Consider the following 24,961-nt stretch of genomic DNA (forward strand, 5'->3'; position numbering starts at 1 on the left):
CATTTTTAGTTTTGTAATGCCCACAAGGCCACTTCTTTTTGTATATCTAATTTTGAGTGATTTGGTTGGTTGGGATTTTCCGTCCTATTTTTATTTAGCCAGTAATCTAAAGCAAGCTTCGTTGCAGCCTGATTCTCCTCTTTTGATTTGTCCTCCAGTACATTTTGAAACTCCTTGAGTTCGTTGGTTTTTTTCAATTTATTCAAAGCTAATAGGCCATATAGGTGATTAAAGGAATTCTTTGGTAAAGCAGAATAGGTGTACTCAACTATCTCATTCAAGATTTGTAGATTTTTCTCAGTTTCACCAATATATTCATAACCAACTGCCAGCAAATAGTCTTGGGCCCTCTCATCAGGGTTATAAGGCTTTCCAATCCCAATATTTTCAGGCCATTTCTTTGCCTTTTCCAGTATTTCTATCGCTTCTTCGTAATTTTTCTTATCCAATTTTTCTTTGGCAAGTGCTAAATGAGCTTTTTCATATAAACTCCTACTTTCGCTAGCATGTTCAAAAGGTAGAATTTGAATGGTGTAAAGTACCTCTATCGCTTTCTTGAAGTCTTTTTTTTGTACAAGTGCCTTGACATAGGCTAATTCTAAGTTGTAATTAGAGGAAAACTTTTTCACCGCTTTTTTAGCTAGATCTAGTGCCTCATTGTTTTTTTCTGAATTCAGCTGAAAAAGAATATTTTCTTCCCAGATTTTCCAATCATTTTTGTTGAGTTCCAGAGCTTTTTGATAATCGGCCAACAGGTCAGGATAAGACCTATCTTTCAGCATTTTTGCCCTGAACAGATAGAAGATTTCTGAATCTGGGATGTCGTTAAGGTTCTGTAATATTTCCTTTCCTTCTTTTAATCTTCCCAACGCCAAGTAATTGAGAGCCAAATAATATTTGAATTTCCAACTGTCATTGTTTTGTGAAGCCCATTCCAATACTTCTACCGTTTCCGACCGGTAAGGAAGAACAAAGTCAATAGGTTCTCTCTTCAAAGGCCCTAATATTTCAGTATCATTGCTTAAGTAGGCAGACCAGATATTATTTTTTACATAGTTCTTATTTATTTCCAAAATTTGTTTGGCCTCATCTAAGAGAGATAATTTATAATAATCCATGGCAAGACCTAGAATTGTCTCTGATGCGAATTCGTTGGCTAAATCTAGTTGAATTCTTTTCTGGTTGGCCAATTGCTTTTCTACGGTGATGAAATGATCTAAAGGGAATAACTCTTCATACTCTTTACAAAGGTTCTTGTAGAGGTCTGTATTTTCGGTAATACGAGCGATTATCACTTGAACTTTTCGGGCATTCAAATTGTAGGTATTGAAATCCAAGGCCTTTTTTGAATAATAGCTTGCCCTCTCCTTATTTTTATTCGATAAATACAGTTCTGCCATTTGGGCAAAGGCGACCGATCGAAATTTCATATCCCTTGCCGCCCAGCCGAAGGATTCTAAAGCATTGATAGTATCGTTTGACATTCGGTAGGCAATACCAGATAAATAGTTGGCAGAAGAGTTATAGGTGTCAAATTTTAAAGCCCTGTTTAGGTAGTACAGGGCACTGTCATATTTCATTTCCCTGATTTCTATATCGGCCAAATGAATCAGTGCTCGTTGGTCCGAGGCATTTTTGGCAAGAATGTTCGTAAACTGTTTCTTGGCATTTTCGTATTCTCTATACTCCTTGGCCTCAATTCCTTTGAATACTTCATTTTCAGATTCTGAAATTTCAATGTCGGTGGAGGAAAAGGGTCTTTTTAAAGAAAGCGTATTGGGGTCGGAATTATAAGACAGTTCAGTGCCTTGCAGTTCGACTTCTATTGGGCCATCGGTAACCGCATTAACCTCTGTTGAAAATACCTCCATGGGAGAGAGTTCTATATTTTCTTCAAAGATGATCTTACCTTTACTTTTTATAGTCAAGGTGTGTTTTAGCTGTTGTAAGGCATTCAACCCGACTATCAATTTATTGTTCTCTTTGGTCACATTCAAAACCCCATGGGGTGATGCATCGACCATACCACCTATTTTTTTATAGGGAAACCAAATTTCGCTCCATTTCTCCATACTGAATGGGTCGAAACTAACTTGGCTAATAGGGTTAATTGCTCCGGGAAAATACTGATTGAACAATCTACCGGCCTGAAACTCTATATATTGTCCATCGGAGTCGGTTAATAAATCTTCCCAAATACCTCCTGATCTTGATAATGACCAAAGCCACAGTTTTTGCCCTGGCATTTCTTCATATGGCGACCATTGCCCAAACCCGAAGTCTGAATTCTTATAATATCCACCGAAAAAATCGTTGTATTCGCCCACTACATGGTAAGATTTTGACGGGCCGAAATTGTTCTCTTGGTACCGCCAAAGATTTCTTCCCTGATTATCAATGGGCCAATCTTTTGCTGTTCCATCATGCTCGAGATATTTATTACCAGGAATGTAAAATTCTAAGTCATCAGTAGCCGCAGCGGCACCCGTCATCCAATTATAATAAGATTGGGATAGGGGAGACCCATTATACCATGAGACATTGGTTTCGAAATAGGCTTTATTTTTTTCAAGTCTTATCTCAACTTGCCATGTTGTTTCAGAAGGTAAATCGGTAGAGCCTACAAAACAGCTTACACTACCATCTGCATTTTTCTTGGTGACATAATTGACCGGGGTCGCAGTGCCCGGATGATGCCCGATAATGCCAAAATTAAATTCTATACCACCCGATGTCCACGGGCCTCGCATGGCAATATTTCTAAATTTTATGACTTCATTTTTATAGAGAAACTCTTCTCCCGTACTTTTTTCGATAGCTCCCCAAACTTTGCCACCTATTTCCGGAAGTATAAAAACCTTTATGAATTCATTTTCTAAGGTTACGACTTTCCAATCTCGTTTTTCGGGCTTATGGGTATATTCTTCAAACTTGAAGTAGGGATAGATTTTTGGGTTATCTGCTAAGATTGGTAAGGCATTTGGTTTGTCAAAACCGTAGGTGCTCAGCGATAAAATTCCTTCAGTAACGGTTGCATCTTGTGCAAAAAATGAGGTAAAACAGAAGAATGCAATGGCTAGATGAAAGTTTTGGTATAATCGGTTCAAGTCTGATTTTTTTAAGGGTTAAGACCATATATGGCCATAGTTTCATTATTTCTTGCGAACAAAATATATTTGGGGCCAGAGGAAGTTGATACTAATTTGATATCTCTGACTTCACCATTAATATTTAGACCGCTTTCTGAAGAGTTTGTAGTTCTAAAATTTCCGCTTCCATCGCCCAAAAGAAGGGTGCCCTTATCGGCATCGTAACGACCGTATTTAACTCGGGTGCCATAGAAATTTCCTGCTAGAAGAACATCCAAATTCCCATCGGAATTAAAGTCATTTATTAAAATTCCGTAAATAGGGGCAAATTGGGCCTGAACAGGTAATGAGGTTATTTTGAACTGACCATTTCCTAAGTTCTCAACATAAGATGTAGCAAAGTTTTTTGCTGCCAATACTTTTGCATCAGATAACTGCTGGGCATTGAAAATGTCAGTTATTTTTTGATCGGCGTAATCGGAGTAGTTAATGTATTTGTTTTTTAGGCCGCTAAGTTGACCGACCAAGTCATCTTTGGAAAAAACAGGATAGCTTTCACCCATTAAATAAGAGGTCAAAATAGGGTCAAGTGAACCATTTCCGTCAAAGTCTTTTGAATACAGTTTTACCGGTTGTTCGGGAGAAGCTTTTAACTGAGAATTGAGTCCGAAGTTGCCGACGATATAATCCATATCCCCGTCATTATCAAAATCAGCTTGCTCAATGGCGTTCCACCAGCCCTCACTATCTTGAAGACCGGAATTGGCCGTTACATCCCTGAACTCCTTGCCATTATTTTCAAACAACTCTATTGGCATGTATTCGCCAACCACAATTAAATCAATTACTTGATCTCCGTTAAAATCGGTCCACATGGCATCTGTGACCATTCCTATTTCAGCCAGATTCTTAAAAGACTTTTCCGTTACATCTTGAAATTTTCCCAAACCATCGTTCTGCAATAGGTAGCTTTTTGGCGAATTGGGGTATTTGCCCGGTATAGATCTGCCACCGATAAATAAATCAAGGTCTCCATCATTATCATAGTCGGCTGCCTTGACGCAAGACCCATTGGTTGTTATTTTCGGTAGGTTGGTTTCTATTATCTTAAAATAACCATTACCGTCATTAATATATAAGCGGTCTTGAAGTTCGCTACTACCGACTTGTTGCTCATGGCCACCACTCACCACATATAAATCTAGGTCTTTATCGTTATCGGCATCGAAAAAGAGGGCGTCGGTATCTTCAAACATTTCTGAAGAAGGTAAATCTCGCTGACTAAAACGGCCATTTTTTGTTTGAATGTAAAGGGACCCCGATTGACCTTTGGCCCCACCAATAAAAACATCGTCGAAACCATCGTTGTTAATATCTCCCACGGCTAAAGCTGGGCCTTCTACTGATAATTTATGGGGAAGTAATTGCTCATTTTTAAAATCGATAAAGTTGTTTTCTTGGTGTTTAAAGTTTATCAAGCTATCTCTATCTAGGTCTACCAAAAATTTCCTCTTGGGCTCTGGGGCATTATAATTAATCTGATTAGCATTTTTTTGCTCCAATAAAAGGGTCTGGTTCGATTTAATTTTTTTGATGGATTCTACTCTTTTGTCGGGCCATGTGACCGTTAGTTCATCAACAATGGAATCATTGCCCAAGCCAAAAATTAAATTGTAGTCTATAGAAGATTGAAAGCCTCTGGAAGGCATAAACTCTTGAACTAGCTTTCTCTCACCAATCTTTATTTCAACCTTCGAACCTATTCCGAAAGTGTTTTTATTGTCACCTTTTAAAAGCAGCTTCAGATAGTTATTACTGTCATGAGATTCCGAATTGTTTCGATAAATGAAGGCTCGTTCATCGGTATTGTTGACAATAAGGTCAAAATCACCGTCATTATCGAGGTCGGCATAAGCGGCACCATTAGATAGGGTTTTTTGATCAAGACCCCACGCCTCGTTCATCTTTGAAAAAGACAGATTGCCATTATTTTTATAAGTGTAATTTTCTTCAATACTGGAAGGAATGTGTTTCAATAGGTCATTGATGGCCATTTCTGCGCCCACTTTGTTCTCTTCCATTTTTTGTTGAACCGCATAATTCATAAAATCCATATTGGTGTAATCACGCTTAACACCATTGGTGATGAACAGGTCTTTTAAACCATCATTATCTAGATCGACCCATAACGGGGCCCAACTCCAATCGGTAGAATGAATGCCTGATAGTTGACCTATTTCTGAAAAAGAGTTGCCCTGATTGTTAAGGTGCATCATATTACGCATCGATTGATGGTAAAAACCTGATTTGACCAGAAATTGAAACTTATCATAGTTATCGGGGCCTGAGACCATTTTTTGCCTGAAATTGCCTTCAGGTAACATATCTAAGGTCATTATTTCAGGGTAGCCGTCGTTGTTAATATCGGCGATGTCAGAACCCATTGAAAAGTGTGATGTATGGCCTATGAATTTTTCTAAACTCTCTGTGAAAGTGCCGTCTTGATTGTTGATGTATAAATAATCTTGTTCGTTGAAATCATTCGTTATGTACAAATCGGGCCAAGTATCATTGTTTACATCTGAAACAGCGACACCTAGGCCAAAGCCCAAAACATTTGATATTAAGCCGACTTTGTCATTTGAAATCAAAAAGTTACCGTTTTCATTGATATAAAAATGATCTTCGTAATAAGGGTTTCGCTTACTTTTTAAGTTGGTAGATATATTTCTAAAGCTGGCATATTCTTGTACCGAGTGGTTTACCACATACAAATCAAGGTCACCATCTTTATCATAATCAAAAAATGCTCCTTGTGTTGAGTAGCCCGGGTCATCGATACCATATTCTGCGGCTTTCTCGGTAAATGTCAAATCACCATTGTTAATGAAGAGCAAGTTCTTTCTTTTAAAATCATCGTGTGCGGCTGAACGACAAACATAAATATCCAATAGACCATCGGAATTGATGTCAACCATGGTGGTGCCGGTATTCCAAAGACCTTCGGCAAAGACTCCCGCTTCTTTGGCAATTTCTTCAAATTCTAAATTTCCCTTATTTAGATAAAGGTGGCTACCGACCATACTACCGGTAAAATAAATATCCTGAAGGCCATCGTTGTTGATATCACCAACTGATACACCGCCACCGTTATAAATATATCCGTAAGTAAGAATATTAAACTCTTCTGTTTCTTGTAATATATTTTTGAACTTGATATTGGTTTTGGATTCGGGCAATAGAGTGAACATTTTGCTTTTATCACCTTTAGAACAACTGCCTAAAAACAATAGAACCGAAAAAAAAGGAAGGAGTTGGGTCGGTATTTTCAACATCATGGGGTATGTTTAAAAGGTGTAGCTGAAAATAATGATTTTCAGAATTATTCAGGATTAGGATGGGCATATGTTTAAATAAAAAACCTGTAGAAAATTTCAATTCTACAGGTTTTTACTTAGCAAACAATTAATAAATCAGGGCAATTAAAAATTCGGTCCGCCTGTATCCCACCAAAGGCGGGTGTTGATTTCGTCTGGTCCTCCCAGCTTTGACGTAGCATCGGCTACTCCAGCAGGATTATTCTCTCGTTCATCGTTTACGAATGGCATTCTTTTAATAAACTCACCTTCTGGAACCACACCCCAATCAGAGTTACTACTATTTTGATAGACAGGAGGTAATTTGGGATACCCAGTTCTTCTAAAATCTACCCAAGCCTCCATTTCATTGGTATATGCGGCAATCCATTTTTGAGTAATTATCTTTTCCAATTTGGTTTCATTATCAGCACTTTCATCCCAAGCAATAGTGGCAGTTATTTGATTCGTAAAATCATTAATTGGATCAGGATATATAGGTTCGTCATAATCTATGGGCAAACTAGTATTGTCGGCAAGATAAGCATCTACGCCACCTGCACCCCATAATTCAAATGAAGCTTTAACACCATCTTCATAATTGGTCTGTGCATCACCTGCACCGACCCAACCACGCAAGGCCGCCTCAGCCTTAAGAAAGAATACTTCATCGGCACTCAACACTTTTCTCTCAGTAACAGCTCCTGGATCATTAAAACTAAGGTCAATTGTAGAAAAAGGAAGATGATCATCTTTTGCAACTAATTCACCACCGTTGCGAATACCTTTATAGGGAAATTCAGGGTGATCACTCACTAATGATAAATCATCAACAGGATCAAAGAAGGAATGAATTCTAGGATCTTGATAACCTACTAAAACTGATTCCATAGTTGCACTCATGCGGGTATCATTCCATTCAAAACATATTTGAGCGGGATGAAATTTATTTCCGTATAGAGAAATATTCATATTCTCAGAATTGGCCTCAATCAACCCGGCAGGATCTGCTAGTGCTTTTTCACCTTGCGTTTTCGCTAAGGCAGGATCTACTTTGGAAACACGCATGGCTAATTGAAGTCTTAAAGAATTGGCATATTTAGCCCACATGGCCACGTCTCCGCCGTAGCTGGCGTCAAAATCTGAAAGACCGGTATAATCTGTGTTCGAATTGAAGGTCTCAATTATTCTATCTAAATCACTGAAGAATGCATTATACAAATCTTGTTCGCTATCATAGGTTACATCCCCTTCACTACCAAAATCTGTATAAATAATCGGTCCGTAAAAAGAAGTCACCCTGGACATAGATAAAATTTTAATCAAATTTGCCCATTCTGCAAACATAAAATAACCATCTGCTTCTGCAAGTTCGATTACTTGCTTAGCCGGGGCCATAATATTGTTGTATTCACGGGCCCAGTATCCGTTCCAGCGTATGTAATAGGTTGTGTTATTAACATTTCCGGTAAAAGGAGTTGGCTGCGCCAAATGTTGAGCATAAGATACATTTGTTAGGTTGTGATCTACCTGGTTCCCGAAAATTTGACTCAACATCGATGGATAGAACGCGCCAACATGATTAAAATCTTGCTTGAGGGATTCGGTTGATATCTGGTAGGGATTCGTATTTACCTCTTCAAAATCATCTGTACATGAATTGAAGGCCACTACCATGGCTAAGAGATATAAAAGTTTTTTCATGCTATTTTTTTAGAAAGTTAGTTTTAGATTAAACCCGTACGTTCCAGTAGAAGGTAGGTTAAAATTGTCCAAACCTTGTGCATTTTGGTTCGTACTGATAGCTAATTCAGGATCAAATGGCGCATCTTTATAGAAAAAGAACAAGTTGTTACCTATAAAAGATAAACTGGCCGCTTGTATCGGTAATCCAGAGTTTGAAAGATCAAAATTGTACCCAACTGAAAGCTGACTTAATTTTACATTGGTTCGGTCATAAACGTAGGCTTCACCCACACCGTTTCTGTCGCCAATAGCTCGATACCATGTTTCGGCATCTACAGTGGTAATAGCTGCGCCTGTTGCCTCATCTACCCCATTTACTGTTACTCCGCCGGCGTCGCGAGCATCGGCAGTTACTTGAGATACACCATAACCATCTAGCATTGATTGGGTTTGGCTAAATACTTTGCCACCGAACTTGGCATTTATTAAGGCACCAAAAGTAAATCTTTTGAAACTTACACTGTTGTTCCAGCCTAAACTCGCTTTAGGGTCAAGATTTCCAATTAACTCTGGAAGATCGGTTTTTCTAGGAGCGCCTTCACTGAATATAATTCTACCTTGATCATCCCTTAAGAATTTATTCACATAAAGGTCATTATATCTTCCGCCCTCGATAAGTCGTGAATAGTAGCCCTCCGATGAACCAAGGTTAAAAATACGTTCGTCATCTGGCCCTATATCTACTACTTCGTTTCTATTAGAAGTAAAGTTAAAAGATGAGCTCCATTCAAAATCTTCTGACTGGATAGGAATAGTATTTAAGGTTATTTCAACCCCTTTGTTGGTTATCTCACCAGCGTTGATGTACTCTTGAGTATATCCCCCTTGACCCGAGGTTGTAGGTACAGAAATATATTGGTCTTCACTCTTAATAAAGTAATAAGTAAAATCTAATCCTAATCGATTGTTGAAGAAACGTAAATCCGCACCCACTTCAGAACTTGTTATAATTTCGGGTTTAGCATCCAAAAATGGTCTTGTGGTATTTCTGCTAACCCCACCATTTGCCGTAATACTGTTCTGCGGGTTGATTCTGTTAAAAGGAACTTCATTACCGACTTGAGTCCAAGAACCTCTTAATTTCAAGAAGCTAATGGCTTCCGGTAGGGTAAACATTTCGCTCAAGAGCGCTGTTAGACCCAATGAAGGGTAGAAATAGGAGTCGTTACCTGTTAAGGCTAAGGTGGAGGCCCAGTCATTACGGCCTTGAATGTCTAAGAAAAGCATTTCTTTGAAACCTATTTGGGCATTAGCGAAAATACCCTCTTTAATTATCGTTCCATTTGTAATTGACTGTACTTGAACGTTAGTTGGTAAGTTCTGAAAATAAAACTCATTAGGATAAAGTAAACCCAATGTACCCGTGTTAACCTGAACACCAATTCCGTACTTTGTTTCTTGATGACTCGCTCCTAGGGTAGCATTTAAACTAAAATCTTCTCCTAAATCAGTGTTATAATTCAAAATAGCATCTGTATATAATAGCTTATCTTGATACTTTTGGTAGTCCCAAGCACCGTTAGGATGAACGTTTGTTGAGTTTGACGTAGCAGCATGCTGCTGTTCTTTAGTTATTGTTGCATAATCGTAATTACCTCTTACTTGAAGACTTAGGTTATCCATGATATCATAACTAAGCGTCAAATTTCCGATAAAGCGATCACGTCTATCAGTTTGAGGTTCGTTGTTCAATATCCAGTATGGGTTGGACTGATGATGGTCAGAAACGAACCAGTTTTGCGCCATGATATTTCTTTCTTGGTCAAAAACTTCATAATTATTTTTATAATTATAGAAATTCCGATTTCTAGGAAAGAAGTATAAACCTGTTAGAGGATTTAGATAATATCCTGAAGGAAGCCTATTCTTGCTACTTTCAACAGCACCTATCACATTGGATGTAATGGTTAATTTATCATTGAACAGTTTAGTAGATTGCTTAAAAGTAAAGTTGTTTTTCAGGTATTTGTTCATCGGCGTGATACCGGTAGCACTAATGTTACCATAAGAGAAGTAAGCCTGCGTTTTATCAGTTCCACCACTAACACTTACTGAATTGAAAAAGTTGTGGCCTGTTTGAAAGAAATCTTCAACATAATCGCTTTGGTAATCACCAGGAGTAGTGTCCCAACTTTCTTTAGCAGCCCCTATGGCTCCATATTTATATTGTAAATCTGGTAATTCAAGATAGTGTTCGAAAGTGTAACTACTATTTACCGTCACAGTTGTTTTTCCTTGAGAACCACTTTTTGTAGTAATTAAGACTACACCATTAGCTCCTTGGCTACCATACAGTACCGCGGCATTAGCACCTCGAAGAATACTTATGCTTTCAATGTCATCTGGGTTTATGGCCGAAAGACCATCACCACTATCGCTACCACCCCACATACCAGGTTGGCCGCCTTTATTGTTCGCCATTGGAATACCATCGATTACAAATAGTGGAGAGCTATCGCCACTTAAAGATTTGTTACCCCTGAGAAGTATTTTTGTTGAACCACCTGCACCTGAGCTACTTTTTTTGATTTCGACACCGGCTGTCTTACCAGAGAGTGCGTTCATAAAGTTAGGGTCTCTTGTTTTGGTCAATTCGTCAGAGTCTACAGATTGTTGAGCATAGGTTAAGGTCTTTTCCTGCCTTTTGATACCTAGAGCAGTAACTACGACCTCATCGAGTTGACTCGCATCTTCTTCCATAGCTACATCTACAGTATTAGTGGAGCCCACAGTCGCGGTTTGTGTTTTAGTGCCCAAATAAGAGAATACTAGAATGTCCCCTTCTGCCGCCTCAATGGAGTAATTACCATCAAAATCGGTTTGGGTCCCATTGGTAGTGCCCTGAACCAAAACGTTTACGCCAGGTAAGGGGGCACCATCGTTCGCATCAGTAACCGTACCGGTCACCGTTTTGTCTTGCGCCATTAGGGGATAGGTTCCCAAAAGGAGCGCAAAACACACAATTAGTCTTTTAATCATAATGTTGGTTTTTAGCGTGAAGTTAGTTTAACATTTTATTAAGGTTCTGTGAATTTAAACTAAAATTTTTAACAGACAAGAGGTTTTGCAAGAAAAATGTGTTCGAGCACACACTCCTAAAAAAAAGAAGGGTGAATCTAGTAAATTCGCAATTACAGACTCTTAAACTGCTGTTATTCTAAATAGTATGTTACGTTCTCTGAGGTAATAATGTCGATGGGAAGTAGCATGCGGGAAGGAACCTCTTTACCGAATAGGAAGTATTCGGCGAAATAACTAATACCAAGATAAGCTTGTCTTTTGGGCTTTTGATGGATTAGAAATTCAATCTGTCCCTTATTAAGGTAATCTATATTTTCTGGTAAAAGATCATACCCAACAATTACGGGACTTTTAGAAGAATTAGCTATTTCGGAAAATAAAGAAACAAATTTGTGAGACTTTGAGTTGGTGATGAAAATGGCAGAAATTTCCGGATGGCTTTTATATAATTGAGCCACTTGTTTCTTTAATTCATCCTGATGACTCGTTGGTACAGCTTCGCTTAAAATTTTGTGATTCGAATGGTCACGCTCATCAAAATAATTCAAGAATCCTTTTTCTTTGAGCTCCATGTGGTCTTCTTTGTCCAAATGTAGAACCAGTATAGTAGCATCTTTACTAACCACCTTATCGATTAGACCGGCAGCTACTTTACCACTCTGAAACAAATCTTGACCAACGAAAATCTCTCCGTTTAAGGTGTTTATATAGTTATTGAATAGGGCGGCCCTTATCTTATTTTCACGACATTCTTTAAGTATTTCAATCGACTCTTCTTGAAAGAGGGGTGCCATTAAGATGACATCTGGCTTCGATACTAATATTTCTTTCGATTTACTCGTAAATGATTCTTTTTGATAAGGATGGTAAAAATATTGGTCAACAATTACACCAAAAGCACTGAACTCGTTTATAGCCTCTAGAATACCTTGTTCGGCAGGTTGCCAATAGGGGTCAATTTGCCAATCGGGCATCAAGACACAAATTCTGTATACTTTATTTCTTTTGAGGTTTCGTGCGATGGGATTAGGTTGGTAGTCTATTTCCCCAAGTACACGTTTTACTTTGTCATGTGCCTCGTCAGATACTTTTCCTCTTTTATGAAGTACCCTGTCAACGGTACCTTTTGAGACACCAGCCATTTTGGCTATGTCCTTTATAGTGTATTTCTTTTTGGTCATTAAAACGGGAAGTCTGGTTAGTGACTAAACGCAATCGTTTAAGCTTTCGGTAATCAAATATAAATCTTTTGTTAAAAAGACTTTAAAAATTAAGAGATATTAAGAATTGTTTGAGAATCAGTAAAATATAAGCCGCTAATTTTCAATTATATTGAAGTTTTAACGGGCGATTTTTTAAGAAATCTATCAAAGCCTTCAAAAGCTAATGAGATAACGATGACCAAAGCCGAACCAATAAAGTTCAACCAGAGGTATCCTAATTTTTCATCCCCGGACGGATAAATAAATATGAGGGAATAAAAAAGTACAAAGACAATGAGTTGTGTAAGTATCGCCGCAAAGAATACGGCATTGCCTTTGACAAATTTGAAAAAGAAAGCTAATAGAAATATACCTAATACATTGCCGTAAAAAACGGAACCAATGATATTGACCAATTGTATCAGATTATCGAATAGATTGGCAAAGCTAGCTATCAATATGGCCAGAACACCCCATAGAAGGGTAAAAAGTTTTGTATACTTCACATATTGTTTATCGGTTAACTCTTCTTTATTGTTTCTTTTGTAGAGGTCAAGAGCGGTAATTGTACCGAGGGCGTTCAGTTCAGATGCGGTCGAGGACATGGCAGCGGACAATATTACCGCCAAAAGTAGGCCTATAAGGCCTCTAGGCAGGTTATTTAGAATAAAGTGGATAAACACATAATCTTTATCGTTTGTTTCTACGGTACCGTCAGCCTGTTGTATCAATGCCTTCGCAGCGGCCCTGTTGGTACTGTCCTTTACATTGAGGGTGATTATTTGTTGTTTGGCATCTTCAACAGCGGCATATTCTTTTAGCTCCAAAGCGGTCGAAAATTTGTTCAGGGCTATTTTTTTCGATTCCTCTAAAGTCTGCTGTCCTTTTTGCAAAATTTCATAATCTTTTGCTTGTTCAGAACCCATTACGGCAGCTGTAGCAGCAGGATTGAAGTTTAAGGGAGAAGGGTTGTACTGATAGAAAACAAAGACCATAATCCCCACCAGAAGAATGAAAAACTGCATGGGAATCTTAAAAATACCATTGAACACCAAACCTAATTGGCTTTCCCTAACCGATTTTCCGGAAAGATATCGTTGAACTTGGCTTTGGTCTGTACCGAAATAAGCCAAGGCCAAGAATAGTCCTCCGGTAATTCCGCTCCAAAACGTATACCGACTTTTAGGGTCAAAACTGAAATCTATGATATTCAATTTATCGGTAGCACCAGCTATCTTCATGGCCTTAGATAAATTGATGTCTGCCGGCAGATGCCCCAAAATAAAAAAGAAGGTGATGAACATACCGGTCATGATGATGAACATCTGTTGTTTTTGGGTGACACTCACTGCCTTTGTTCCCCCGGAAACGGTATAAATTATAACCAGTATACCTATTATTATGTTCAATGTTCTCAAATCCCAACCTAACACGGCCGATAAAATGATGGCCGGCGCGTAGATGGTAATACCGGCTGCAAGTCCGCGTTGTAAAAGAAACAAAATGGCAGCCAGCGATCTGGTTTTTAAATCAAATCTATTTTCTAAGAATTCGTAAGCCGTATAGACTTTTAATTTGTGGTATATGGGCACGAAAACCAGACAAATGATAATCATGGCCAAAGGCAGCCCCAAATAAAATTGTACGAAACCCATACCGTCATGAAATGCTTGGCCTGGGGTAGATAAGAAAGTAATAGCACTCGCTTGAGTCGCCATGACCGATAGACCGATAGTCCACCATTTGGCATCTTTACCACCACCCACATAGTCACTGACATTATCGCTGCCACGGGTTCGCCAAACGCCGTATGCTACTATGAAAAGTAAGGTACCGCCCAGTATGATCCAATCCAGTACTCCCATGTTACTTAAATGATATCATTAGGTAACAGAAAATAAGAACGTAAATTATATTGAGAACCAAAACAATGGTGTACTCTTTCTTCCAATTCGATTTTTCGAGCATTTTTAACCTTTTATTTCCGGTTGATTGGCTGTTGATTCCGATTTGCCTAAAGATAGCATATTAGCGAAAAGTTTGTAGGCTCCTGGTACACCTGCGGGTAACTCCCTAAAAAAGCTTAGTCCCGTGTAAATATAATGGCCTTTTCCGTAAGGGGCTACCAAAAGACTGCCTGTCAATGCTGATTCCCCTTTGTCTTTCATTGAAAGTATCGGGGTAAATTCTTTACTCCATTCATTAGGGAAATATAATCCTCTTTCCTGAACCCAACCATTAAAATCGTTCAAGTTTATCTGATTCGGGGTTGTGACCAAATCGTGCTTAGGCTCAAGAATGGTAACGGCCGAATTTTCATCGGTGACCCTATCTCGAGATATGGTAATGGGATAAGGGGCTATCTGATCAAACTGTTTGTCCCATCTTCCGGCGGTATTGTATTGAATAATCAAATTGCCACCGTTCTCTACATAATCAAAAAGGTAACGTTGCTTAAACTTAAGTTCGTTGACCACATTATATGCCCGAATGCCTACTACTACGGCATCATATTTATCAAGTGAAGCACTTGAAATGGTTTCTGGCGCTATGGTATGAACAATGTAACCAATTTGCCTTAAGCTTTCTGGTACGTTATCACCAGCCCCCGTTATGTATCCAATATGTTCGCCACTCTTGTGAATATCAAGACGTACGGCCTTAACTTCTGATGGTAAAAGAACACTTTGCTTGGGTACGTGGCTATAATCGATCGTAACAAGTTCTTTGGAAACTGTTTTACCAGCGACCGTTACTTCAGGAATTAACTTACCCTGATTTTCATCACTTGGCGGTGTTACTCTAAAATAGAAAGTTTGAGAATCTCCCTTTTTTAAAATTTCAAATTTTTGGGTAGAATCTTCAATATTCCAACCTTCAGAGGCGTCTAGATGAATAGTTCCTTCCACATTCGAGGCATGGGTGGTTACCGTAACCGGAATGTTTTTTGAATCTCCATCCGCAAAAATCAGAACTTTGTCAGCAATACTGGCCGTGGCTTTAGGTAACACTTCAAATGGTTGAAATAGTTCACCTTTGTCAGGTTTGGCAAAGCGATATCTTACCGGCTTTTCAAATACGATAGATTGACCATCAAAATCAAGTTCGAATTTGGCATTCAAAGCGGGCGGAGTTTCGGGCTTTCCGATAAGAAGCGGATTGTCAACTTTGTACATGCCTAGGCTACCCGGATCGCGAAGCCAATAGGCACTGGTAAAAGCCGCATTTTCTGGCAGTTTCACCTCAAGTTCAAAATTCTTTTTTTGATTGGCACCTAGACTTATGGAGGGCGTTATCTGAGCACCGCTCGGATCAACCTTTACAGAAACCAGTTTTATGGTATTCTTGCTTCGGTTGACCAGTTCAATGTCTAATTGTACCGATTCACCAGGGTTACTTGATTCGCTCTGCGAAGAGGCCTCAAAATAAAGTCCTGATATTTGGGCTATAAGGTCTCTTAATTCTTTTGACTTAACATTTTTCCAATGGGCGTCTTTTATATTTTGAAGAAGGTCATATGCCTCCAATAATTGTGATAGATGGGCCGAAGGGTCTTTAAAGTTAAAATGGGCCTCGACATCGTACAAAATTTTACCTATGGCCTCACCGCCTTCAACTCGTGACCATGTCGTATCGATACCATCAAAAATATTGTTCTTGTCTTTTGGCAAATCACCTTTCAATAGTTCGATATACTCATCTTCTGTTCCTCGGGTCGATAGCCTACCAAAACCCTGACAGAGATGTTGACTGCTGGCCAACGCCGCAATTTCATTATTTGATTTTCCTAAAATGGGGTAGTAGACACCGATATCCAATTTTAGGAGGTTCGATTTGTCGGCTTTCTCAAAATTTTCTTGACTGCCATAAAACCACCATGAGGTATTAAAAAACAATCTTTTTGGCTGCCATGCTTGAGTATGCTTTAATTGTTGGGGATATGCCTTTGGATCATTGGCAAGATCAAAAGCCTCATGGCTCAGCATTGCAGATGAAGTATGGTGCCCGTGGGTGCTACCCGGGCTTCGGTGGTCGAACCGATTAATAATAACGTCCGGTTTAAACTTTCTGATTGCCCAAACTACGTCACCCAAAACCTCCTCTTTTTGCCATATTTCCAAGGTTTCGTCAGGATGTTTTGAATAACCAAAATCATTGGCTCTAGAAAAGAATTGCTCCCCGCCATCAACAGAACGTGCGGCCAATAATTCTTGGGTTCTGAGTACGCCTAATAATTCCCTGAGTTCAGGGCCTATCAGATTTTGCCCCCCGTCACCTCTGGTAAGGGATAAATAGGCCGTTCTAGCCTTCACCTCATTTGAAAGGTAAGATATCAATCTAGTGTTTTCATCGTCGGGGTGCGCCGCTAGATATAGAGCCGTTCCTAGAAAGTTAAGTTTTTGTAATGAATGGTATATTTCTGAAGAAGAATACTGAACTGGAGGTTGTGCATAGGCGATGTTACGGAAAAAAAATATTCCGACAAAAAACACCAATAGTTGACGCATAGTGTTGGTTTTTGTGGCTGCAATCCACCTAAATTTCAAAAGGGGGATATACTCAAAGATAGAAAGTTTACAGGGCTGCTCCGTTTTTTTAGAACTTCTTTAACAAAAAGAAAATTAAAAAGTGCTTATACAACCGAACCAAACGTCATTACGTTTCTTCGGTTCCGTCAGGCGTTTCTTCTAAATTGTAAACCAATGTTACCGCCTTTTGCATTAAAAGGTTATTAGGATAAACCAGTAACTCTCCGTTCTCTTTGCGCAGACTTACGTGAAAGGCTTTGATGTCTTCGATTAGATAGGCCTCGTCAGAATTGATTTCCTTATCCAAAATTTTGACGCGGTCCCCAATTTTAAAGGGGAAAGAGAAAAAGAGCACGACCCCTGCTGTAACATTGCTTAAAATAGACCAGCTGGCGAACAAGGCAACACCTATGACGGCAAACACCGACGAAAAGACCAAGCCAACTTCTTTGTAATCGAAACCCCATATAAAGAAAATAATGCCCAAACCAATAATGGTCAAAAGACCTGAAACATACTTGCTTATCAGCACGGTTCTCGGCTCGGCGATATTGCTGATTCGACCAATTTTCCGAATGGTTTTGTCAAGTAAGTATTTAAGAAAAATAATGACCACGAGGGTAATAATGGTGGCCAAAAATTCATTTTTATAACTACTCAGAAATTCTTCCATAAAATCACAATCCTAAACTGTCGCGCAAAGATAAATCCTTATTTCCGTTTTGTTTCCAATAAGGAGTTTTTAAAGTTTCGATTTTTGTGGCAACAGAGGTCATCTGTTTGGCATTGGGGCCAAAACCACTTTCAAAAGTTTCTGACCATCCGCTAATTTGGTAAGGAAACTGATTTGAAAATTCAATCTTCAGGGTGCGATTTAGTTCCGGGTAGCTTATTTCGTATGAGAAACTTTCACCTTCAGAAGTAAGGTTTAAGTTGGCTTTGTAAGAGCGAAGTTCTTTATGGGATAAACGAATATACTCCAACGAAGGAACCACTTCAAACTCCCCCTGAGGTAAACTTTTTGGATCGATTCGAATTTGGTTCCACAGTTCATTTTCCAAAACTTCTTTGCTTATAGCAAACTTTTGGTCGGCCTCGTTTTCAAAATAGGAATGTGATGAGATTTCAAATTCAGTTCTATTATTAATCTGGGCATATACCTGACCGCACCATTCTTGAGAAGAGAAGGATACTTTTAGCGCATGCCGATCATTGTGTACGGGGTAAAACGAACTGGTCATAATGGAGTAGGGGTATATTCCCGTTAAATAGTTTTTGGTGGTATTCAACTTTAACACAGGAATGTTCTCGGGATCATGACCATCTGCCTTTACCTGCTTTTCGGGTAAAAACGGTTCGGTAACATATATTAGGACCGCCTTTCCGTCTCGAGTTTCGCCATACCTTGCTTGTTGCAGGTTGTAAGAAGTAATTTCGGCATCGCCTGCATACCAGTAATTTTTAAATTCTTCCGAAAGACTTTTTTTTGGTTTTGACTTTACAGCTTCCTTATTGTTCTCATTTTCCAATAATTGTTTCTCATTCTTATCCCTGCAAGAGATAAAGGATAAGAACAAAGCTATAATGATAAATTGACGAGCCATGATTGTAGTTTTATTTTTAAAAAACAGGTTTTTTGTCCTAAAACAAAAGGACATATGCTCTAATTTTAAAGTGGAGCGACTATTTTGTCATTTCGTACAAGGTGGTATATACCAATTGTGTGGGTAGACCGACCACATTAGTGTAAGAGCCCTTGATTTCTTCAATACCCACCAGGCCTATCCATTCTTGTATGCCATATGCACCAGCCTTGTCGTAGGGTTTAAAGGTTGAAATGTAATGGTCAATCTCTTGCCTAGATAGTTTCGCAAATTTCACTTCGGTAACTTGTCTAACAATTTTTTGTGCTTCTGTGGTGGTGAAACAGACGGAGGTAATTACTTGATGCCAATCTCCTGACATGGTTTCTAGCATATCAACGGCTTCCATTTCATTGGAGGCCTTTGCCAATGACTTTTTATTGTGCCACACCACGGTGTCAGAAGTTAATAAAATATCTTTTGACGAGAGACTTTCTTTTAGAGGCTCTGCTTTCAATTTTGCTAAAAAATCTGATATATCACCTCCTTCTAAATGTTCGGGATACGATTCTTCGACCGACTTCATACGTATTTCAAAATCGAGCCCCATATCCATCAAAAACTGTTTTCTTCTGGGTGAGCCCGAGGCCAGGATCAAGTTGTAATTTTTTAATTGGTCTTGTAACATGATTTAATCATTCGAAGCACTATAATTATCCAGCCAATCACCCTTTACTTTAAGCACCTGTTCGATTACGTCTCTTACACAACCCTCGCCGCCATTTTTGTGCGAAACATACTTAGAAATAGCTTTTACTTCGGGTACAGCATTTTGCGGACAGGTAGGTATGGCAACCGTCTGCATGGCAGGTATATCGGGTATGTCGTCGCCCATGTACAACATGGTTTCAGGAGAAATTCCGTAAATATCCATATACTCTTCTAAGGCATCCAATTTATGATGTGCTCCCAAATAAATATCGGTTACCCCAAGGGCCCTGAGCCTATTTCGAACGCCCTCGTTCGTTCCACCTGAGATGATACAAATTTTATATCCCTTCTGCAAAGCGGTTTTTAGGGCATAACCATCTTTAACGCTCATCTTGCGAAGCATTTCGCCATCTGTAGTAATGATGAGGGTACTATCGGTAAAAACACCATCCACATCAAAAACAAATGTGTCGATATTTTTGAGGTATTCCTTATAACTTTTTTCCATAAGTTTCTTGTAACGATTGGCTTAATAGGGTGTAAATATCTTTATGCAAATCTGATTCTAAAATAGAAAGATGTGCTTCTAGGGTATTCTGGTCATTTCTTTTGGCCGGCCCAGTTTGGGCCTCATAAGGCGATAAAACTTCTAATTTATCAACAGTCTCTTTGATCAAAGGTTTCAAAATCGAAAATGAAAGTTGATTTTCTGCACAAATCTTTCCTCCGAGGTAGAAGAGATGGTTGCTGAAGTTGTTGGCGAATACCGCTGCCATGTGTAGCTGTCTTCTTTGGGATGAATTCACCCTTTGAACATTACCTGAAATAGTACAAGCCAATTCATTTAATTCAAGGTGATTATGTTTGGTATTAGCCTCAATACAAATAGGAATGTCCTGAAATACCACCTCACGACTTTTACTGAAGGTTTGCAACGGATAAAAAACACCGTGGTTTTCATGTTTGTTCAGTACGCCTAGAGAAGTTGCCCCCGAGGTATGCACTATGATTCCCTTAAAGTTTTTCAAAAGCCCTGCTATTTTTTCAACGGCATTGTCACTTACGGCTATGATAATAAAATCAGAATCAACGACCTCTTCAAAGTTGGTACAGAGCTTATCTGGAGAAACAAATGTTTCTAATGCAGATTTATTTCTCGCCACCACCTGTTGGATCAATATATTTTCAGCTAATGAAAAGGCTTTGTAGAGATGATATGCTACATTGCCCGATCCAATGATGGTAACTGTTTTCATGCTGCGAAATTACATATATTTCTTCTTGGCATAAAAAGGGTTTGAGCGTTTCTTCGCTTATATACGATGGTGGGTTGAGTCTTTAATTTGAAAGTTTTTAGATTTCTTATGGTGAATTTTGCATCTCTCTTTTTCACATTTCGCCCCTAGAATTTTAAATAACAATTAACAGTTCGAAAGGTGTATTAAAGGTTACTTTACATATGCAAGTGATAAAAAGGGCGTATTTTTGCAAGCTGAAAACCAATTCAGCTACTCCAAAATGCAAATGCTTAAAAAATTATTGTTTTCTACTCGTTTAATGTCCCTTTTGTTTATCGCTTTTGCCGTAGCCATGGCCTTGGGAACCTTCATAGAAACAAAGTACAGCACTGAGACAGCAAGAATATGGATCTATAATGCATGGTGGTTTGAGGCCATTATGGTATTTTTTGTCATCAACTTTGTCGGAAATATCAAAAGATACCGTCTTTTAAGAGTTGAGAAATGGCCGGTACTAGTTCTTCACCTTTCTTGGGTACTAATCATTGTCGGGGCCTTTGTGACTAGGTATATTAGTTTTGAGGGGATGATGCCCATTCGCGAAGGACAAGCTGAAAAAGTTTTCTACTCCGATAAAACCTACTTAACTGCATTTGTAGATGGCGAAATCAATGGGGAACCAAGAAGGAAGACACTTCAGGAAAATTTAATAGTTACCGCAGAAGATATAAAGTCGAATCTACCTTGGAAATCAGATTTTAATGGGCAACCTTTCACTATTTCATATAAGGGTTTTATTGATGGCGCCGAAGAAGGGCTGATTGCCGATGAAAGCGGTAAAGAATACTTGAAAATCGTTGAAGCGGGTGATGGTCAAAGACACGACCACTATTTAGAGAGCGGTGAGGTATCGAGTATTCATAATGTACTTTTTTCATTAAACAAAAAGACCGAGGGAGCGGTCAATATTTATTCCCAGAATGGGGATTTTCAAATTGAATCGCCTTTTGAAGGTAGCTTTATGCGAATGGCCGACCAACTTCAAGGCCAAGTGGTGGCCGACAGTTTACAGCCGTTACAACTGCGTTCGCTATACAATATGGCAGGCATGCAATTCGTAATACCCGACCCTATTGTAAAAGGATCTTACGGTGTTGTGAAGGTGCCAGAAGCACAAATGACCGAAGCTACTCTTGATGCTTTGGTGATTGAAATTAGTGCCAATGGTGAAACGGTAGAAAAGAAGCTTTTAGGAGGAAAGGGAACTTCCGATTTTTCTGAGAAGTTCAATGTCGGCGGGCTCGATTTCATGTTGAGCTATGGCTCAAAGGTATATGAGCTTCCTTTTAGTATAAAATTGAATGATTTTATAGCAGAGAAATATCCTGGTACCGAAAAAGGATACTCCAGCTTTATGAGTAAAGTAACCGTAGAAGACGAAAGACCTTTCGATTACGATATTTTTATGAACAATATATTAGATCATAAAGGGTACCGTTTTTTTCAGTCTAGCTTTCACCCCGATGAAAAGGGAACGATTCTTTCGGTAAACCATGATCAGTGGGGTACATGGATCACCTATCTGGGCTATTTTCTATTATACATCGGTTTAATGGGAATTATGTTTTTTGGCAAAACCAGATTTAAAGATTTAGGAAGGTCTTTGGAGAAGTTAAAGTCAAAGAAAGCTAAAATGGCCACCGTAATGTTTTTGGCCGCTAGTTTAGGTTTATCGGCGCAAGAGCATACGGCCGATGATGGGCATGACCATTCCGGTACTATGCCTACCCAAGTTCAAATCGATTCGATAATCAAGACTACACTTGTATCAAAAGAGCATGCCGAAAAGTTTGGCAAATTGGTGGTGCAAGATGAAGCTGGGCGAATGAAGCCCATACACACTTTTTCTTCCGAACTTTTAAGAAAGCTGAGCCTTAAAGAGAAGTTTGGCGATATGAATGCCGACCAAGTCTTTCTTTCGATGATGCTGAACCCTCCAGCGTGGTACAATGCAGAATTTTTGGCAATTGATAAAAAGGGTCAAAATGATAGTATACGCCATGTCATCGGGGTTCCTGAAGGTCAGAAATATGCCAAGGCAACCGATTTTTTTGATGAAAGGGGCAATTACAAATTGGAACCATTTCTGAGGGAAGCTACGGCCACTAATGTCCCCAATAAATTTGAGCAGGATTTTAAGGATGCCAATGTTAGACTTAGTGTGCTCGATCAAGCATTAAGTGGAAGAATCGTAAAGATTTTTCCTCTCTTGAATGATGAGAACAATAAATGGATTTCGGCCGTTGAGTATAGGGGAGGGCAGTATCAAGTGCCCGACAGCCTTTATGGTAATTTCATTAGAAATTCCGTTCCGTATTATTTGATGACGTTAAGAAAGGCAATCGAGACCGATGACTATTCTGGTGCCGATAAATTGTTGGAAGCCTTTAAACAAAACCAAAAAAATCACGGTAGTGAAGTATTGCCACCGGATAGTAAAATCGAAACGGAGGTAGTTTACAACAAGCTTGGTATTTTCAATCAGTTGTGGAGGTTATATCCTTTAATCGGTTTATTGTTTTTCATAATCCTCATATTCCAGATTTTCAAAGACCGCTCGATTTTGAGGGTTGGTAATTATTTTTTCAAAGGCACTATCATTATTCTGTTTTTATGGCATACGGCTGGCTTGATTTTACGTTGGTACATTTCTGGCCATGCCCCGTGGACCAATGCCTATGAGAGTATTTTGTACGTATCATGGGCCACTATGGGTATGGGGCTTCTTTTTGCGAGAAAGAGTGATATTACCTTAGCTGCTTCTGCCTTCGTAACAGGAATGCTGCTATGGATTGCTCATCAGAATTGGGTCGATCCGGCCATAGGAAACCTTGTACCCGTTTTAGATAGTTATTGGTTGATGATTCATGTGGCGGTAATCGTAGCCAGTTACGGTCCTCTGTTTGTTGGTGCTATTCTTGGGTTCGTAAGTCTTCTTCTTATGATTCTTACCACAAAAAAGAACAAAAAGCGAATGGACCTGAACATTCAAGAATTGACCATCATCAATGAATTGGTGCTTACAGTGGGTCTTGTAATGCTGACCATAGGTAACTTTTTAGGAGGTCAATGGGCCAACGAGAGCTGGGGCCGCTATTGGGGCTGGGATCCCAAAGAAACATGGGCATTGATTTCTATTATGGTGTATGCCTTTGTAATTCACATGCGCTTGGTTCCCGGCCTAAGAGGAAAGTGGACGTTCAACTTCTTAAGCCTTATTGCTGTTGGAAGTATCATGATGACCTATTTTGGCGTAAATTATTACCTAGTAGGTTTGCATAGTTATGGTCAGAGCGGTTCTGCCGCAATTACTCCCGATTATGTTTGGTATATAGCTTTGGGAGCTTTGATTATAGGTGCATTAAGCTTATGGAGGTATCGGGTTAACTACATAAATAATTAATTACTTACCGCCATTGGCCTGTATATCTGCCAAACACTGACTATCGAAGTCGGGTATCGTTCCTCCGCTAAGCATGTTGAGCAATCCCTCGCCAGTTTCGGCGGTCCAGTACATTAAACAGCTATCATCGATACAATGCCTTCCGTGTTCAGTGTCCTGATGTTCTGTTTGCATCGGGGTACCTGCATTTACCATACCCATTAAATGGCCAAACTCGTGGTTCAATACTGTACTTTCTAGAACGGTAAGACTTGGGCCAAAAGCCTGCCCACTAAAACTTTGAACGGTCTCCTCAAAAATGACGAAAGAAGTGTTTCTATAGGCAATTCCTAAAACGGAACCGTTTTCTGTATTTTCAGAGTATTCCCCATCCAGAAAAATACCTGATACGGCTAAACGCCTGTCTTGATTGTATTCTGTTCTAATAGTATCTTCTAAAGCCGCAATATCTTCTACCGAATAGGCATCTTGACCGGGACTTTCAATTTCTTTCAACTCAATAGTAATACCTTCCGGTTTGTTAAGTCTATTTTCTAAAAACGACTCAAAATTGGCAACCGTATTCTGGTTGGGTTCGAAACCCGCGACGTAGAATATTTCAAAGATAATGGATTCATAGGTTGCATCACTCAAAATATCATTGGCAGAATCGCCGACCAGTTTTTTGTTTTCTGAAATGTTCACTTCCTGGTCTTCACCATTTTCATCGGTAATGGTCTTGGTGGTATCATCTGAACTGGAATTAGACTCATTGCCTGAATCTTTCGAACAGGAAAGGGGTAAAACCAGCAAAGCCCCCAATAAAAGGGCTAGAATTGAAATGCGATTAATCATAGCAACAACTTTTTATTAAAGTTGAACGGAAATGTTTCTGGATTTAGTGTGAATTTTAACAACTTTCAAGGGCTACCACCAATTTTTATTGCATATTTGTAGTGTTATGAAGTTATAAGAATTATGTCCTTTCTAAATGTCATTGGGCCTCTTGCCCATAAATAATCGTTTTCTATTTCGATTGTTCGA

Annotated in this window: 14 protein-coding genes; 1 reads left to right on the forward strand and 13 read right to left on the reverse strand. The window is 39.1% G+C overall.

All coding sequences use genetic code 11. The annotated features are described in order from the left end of the window. Positions 1–5 precede the first annotated feature (5 nt). From IL356_RS08870 to IL356_RS08925, 12 genes are all read right to left on the reverse strand, one after another. Positions 6–3,107 carry a DUF5107 domain-containing protein gene (locus tag IL356_RS08870; protein ID WP_121849343.1) on the reverse strand — a complete coding sequence of 1,034 codons (3,102 nt, stop codon included), beginning with the start codon at positions 3,105–3,107 and terminating at the stop codon, positions 6–8. Between the two features lie 11 nt (positions 3,108–3,118). Continuing rightward, entirely contained in the window at positions 3,119–6,427 is a 3,309-nt protein-coding gene (locus IL356_RS08875) for a VCBS repeat-containing protein (protein ID WP_205601248.1), read from the reverse strand. A 144-nt stretch (positions 6,428–6,571) separates the two neighbouring features. Next, the gene (locus tag IL356_RS08880) at positions 6,572–8,149 is read right to left on the reverse strand and encodes a SusD/RagB family nutrient-binding outer membrane lipoprotein (protein ID WP_121849341.1); all 1,578 of its coding nucleotides are present in this window, start codon (positions 8,147–8,149) and stop codon (positions 6,572–6,574) included. Between the two features lie 9 nt (positions 8,150–8,158). Next, entirely contained in the window at positions 8,159–11,170 is a 3,012-nt protein-coding gene (locus IL356_RS08885; RefSeq protein ID WP_121849340.1) for a SusC/RagA family TonB-linked outer membrane protein, read from the reverse strand. 173 nt (positions 11,171–11,343) lie between these two features. Continuing rightward, on the reverse strand, positions 11,344–12,393 hold the full coding sequence (locus tag IL356_RS08890) for a LacI family DNA-binding transcriptional regulator (RefSeq protein WP_121849339.1): 1,050 nt from the start codon (positions 12,391–12,393) through the stop codon (positions 11,344–11,346). A gap of 146 nt (positions 12,394–12,539) precedes the next feature. Then, complete coding sequence (locus IL356_RS08895; protein WP_121849338.1) at positions 12,540–14,279, reverse strand: sodium:solute symporter; 1,740 nt, start codon at positions 14,277–14,279, stop codon at positions 12,540–12,542. 105 nt (positions 14,280–14,384) lie between these two features. After that, positions 14,385–16,922, reverse strand: a complete 2,538-nt coding sequence (locus IL356_RS08900) for a PIG-L family deacetylase (RefSeq protein WP_121849337.1) — start codon at positions 16,920–16,922, stop codon at positions 14,385–14,387. A 148-nt stretch (positions 16,923–17,070) separates the two neighbouring features. Beyond that, positions 17,071–17,616, reverse strand: coding sequence for a mechanosensitive ion channel family protein (locus tag IL356_RS08905; RefSeq protein ID WP_121849336.1), 546 nt, complete (start codon positions 17,614–17,616; stop codon positions 17,071–17,073). Positions 17,617–17,620: 4 nt separating this feature from the next. Further along, positions 17,621–18,547: a septum formation inhibitor Maf gene (locus IL356_RS08910; RefSeq protein WP_121849335.1), complete on the reverse strand. Its 927-nt coding sequence runs from the start codon at positions 18,545–18,547 to the stop codon at positions 17,621–17,623. Between the two features lie 79 nt (positions 18,548–18,626). After that, entirely contained in the window at positions 18,627–19,214 is a 588-nt protein-coding gene (locus IL356_RS08915; RefSeq protein ID WP_121849334.1) for a Maf family nucleotide pyrophosphatase, read from the reverse strand. 3 nt (positions 19,215–19,217) lie between these two features. Next, positions 19,218–19,745 (reverse strand): KdsC family phosphatase, encoded by a 528-nt coding sequence (locus tag IL356_RS08920; protein WP_121849333.1) that lies wholly within the window; start codon positions 19,743–19,745, stop codon positions 19,218–19,220. After that, entirely contained in the window at positions 19,729–20,493 is a 765-nt protein-coding gene (locus IL356_RS08925) for a Rossmann-like and DUF2520 domain-containing protein (protein WP_121849332.1), read from the reverse strand. The genes IL356_RS08920 and IL356_RS08925 overlap by 17 nt, the downstream gene beginning before the upstream one ends. 262 nt (positions 20,494–20,755) lie before the next feature. On the opposite strand from IL356_RS08925, the gene ccsA reads away from it, so the two are divergent. Continuing rightward, entirely contained in the window at positions 20,756–23,938 is a 3,183-nt protein-coding gene (ccsA, locus tag IL356_RS08930) for a cytochrome c biogenesis protein (protein ID WP_380085120.1), read from the forward strand. On the opposite strand, the gene IL356_RS08935 is transcribed toward ccsA, so the two are convergent. After that, positions 23,939–24,772: a membrane metalloprotease gene (locus IL356_RS08935; protein ID WP_225621458.1), complete on the reverse strand. Its 834-nt coding sequence runs from the start codon at positions 24,770–24,772 to the stop codon at positions 23,939–23,941. Positions 24,773–24,961 lie beyond the last annotated feature (189 nt).

Origin of the sequence: Euzebyella marina (genome assembly GCF_014855515.1) — a bacterium.
Classification (GTDB): Bacteria; Bacteroidota; Bacteroidia; order Flavobacteriales; family Flavobacteriaceae; genus Euzebyella; species Euzebyella marina.

What these genes read in the sequence shown, in the direction of transcription:
- IL356_RS08875 (WP_205601248.1), bottom strand. Translation starts at nt 6,427, where the DNA reads ATGATGTTGAAAATACCGACCCAACTCCTTCCTTTTTTTTCGGTTCTA.
- IL356_RS08880 (WP_121849341.1), bottom strand. Translation starts at nt 8,149, where the DNA reads ATGAAAAAACTTTTATATCTCTTAGCCATGGTAGTGGCCTTCAATTCA.
- IL356_RS08885 (WP_121849340.1), bottom strand. Translation starts at nt 11,170, where the DNA reads ATGATTAAAAGACTAATTGTGTGTTTTGCGCTCCTTTTGGGAACCTAT.
- IL356_RS08890 (WP_121849339.1), bottom strand. Translation starts at nt 12,393, where the DNA reads ATGACCAAAAAGAAATACACTATAAAGGACATAGCCAAAATGGCTGGT.
- IL356_RS08895 (WP_121849338.1), bottom strand. Translation starts at nt 14,279, where the DNA reads ATGGGAGTACTGGATTGGATCATACTGGGCGGTACCTTACTTTTCATA.
- IL356_RS08900 (WP_121849337.1), bottom strand. Translation starts at nt 16,922, where the DNA reads ATGCGTCAACTATTGGTGTTTTTTGTCGGAATATTTTTTTTCCGTAAC.
- IL356_RS08905 (WP_121849336.1), bottom strand. Translation starts at nt 17,616, where the DNA reads ATGGAAGAATTTCTGAGTAGTTATAAAAATGAATTTTTGGCCACCATT.
- IL356_RS08910 (WP_121849335.1), bottom strand. Translation starts at nt 18,547, where the DNA reads ATGGCTCGTCAATTTATCATTATAGCTTTGTTCTTATCCTTTATCTCT.
- IL356_RS08915 (WP_121849334.1), bottom strand. Translation starts at nt 19,214, where the DNA reads ATGTTACAAGACCAATTAAAAAATTACAACTTGATCCTGGCCTCGGGC.
- IL356_RS08920 (WP_121849333.1), bottom strand. Translation starts at nt 19,745, where the DNA reads ATGGAAAAAAGTTATAAGGAATACCTCAAAAATATCGACACATTTGTT.
- IL356_RS08925 (WP_121849332.1), bottom strand. Translation starts at nt 20,493, where the DNA reads ATGAAAACAGTTACCATCATTGGATCGGGCAATGTAGCATATCATCTC.
- ccsA (WP_380085120.1), top strand. Translation starts at nt 20,756, where the DNA reads ATGCAAATGCTTAAAAAATTATTGTTTTCTACTCGTTTAATGTCCCTT.
- IL356_RS08935 (WP_225621458.1), bottom strand. Translation starts at nt 24,772, where the DNA reads ATGATTAATCGCATTTCAATTCTAGCCCTTTTATTGGGGGCTTTGCTG.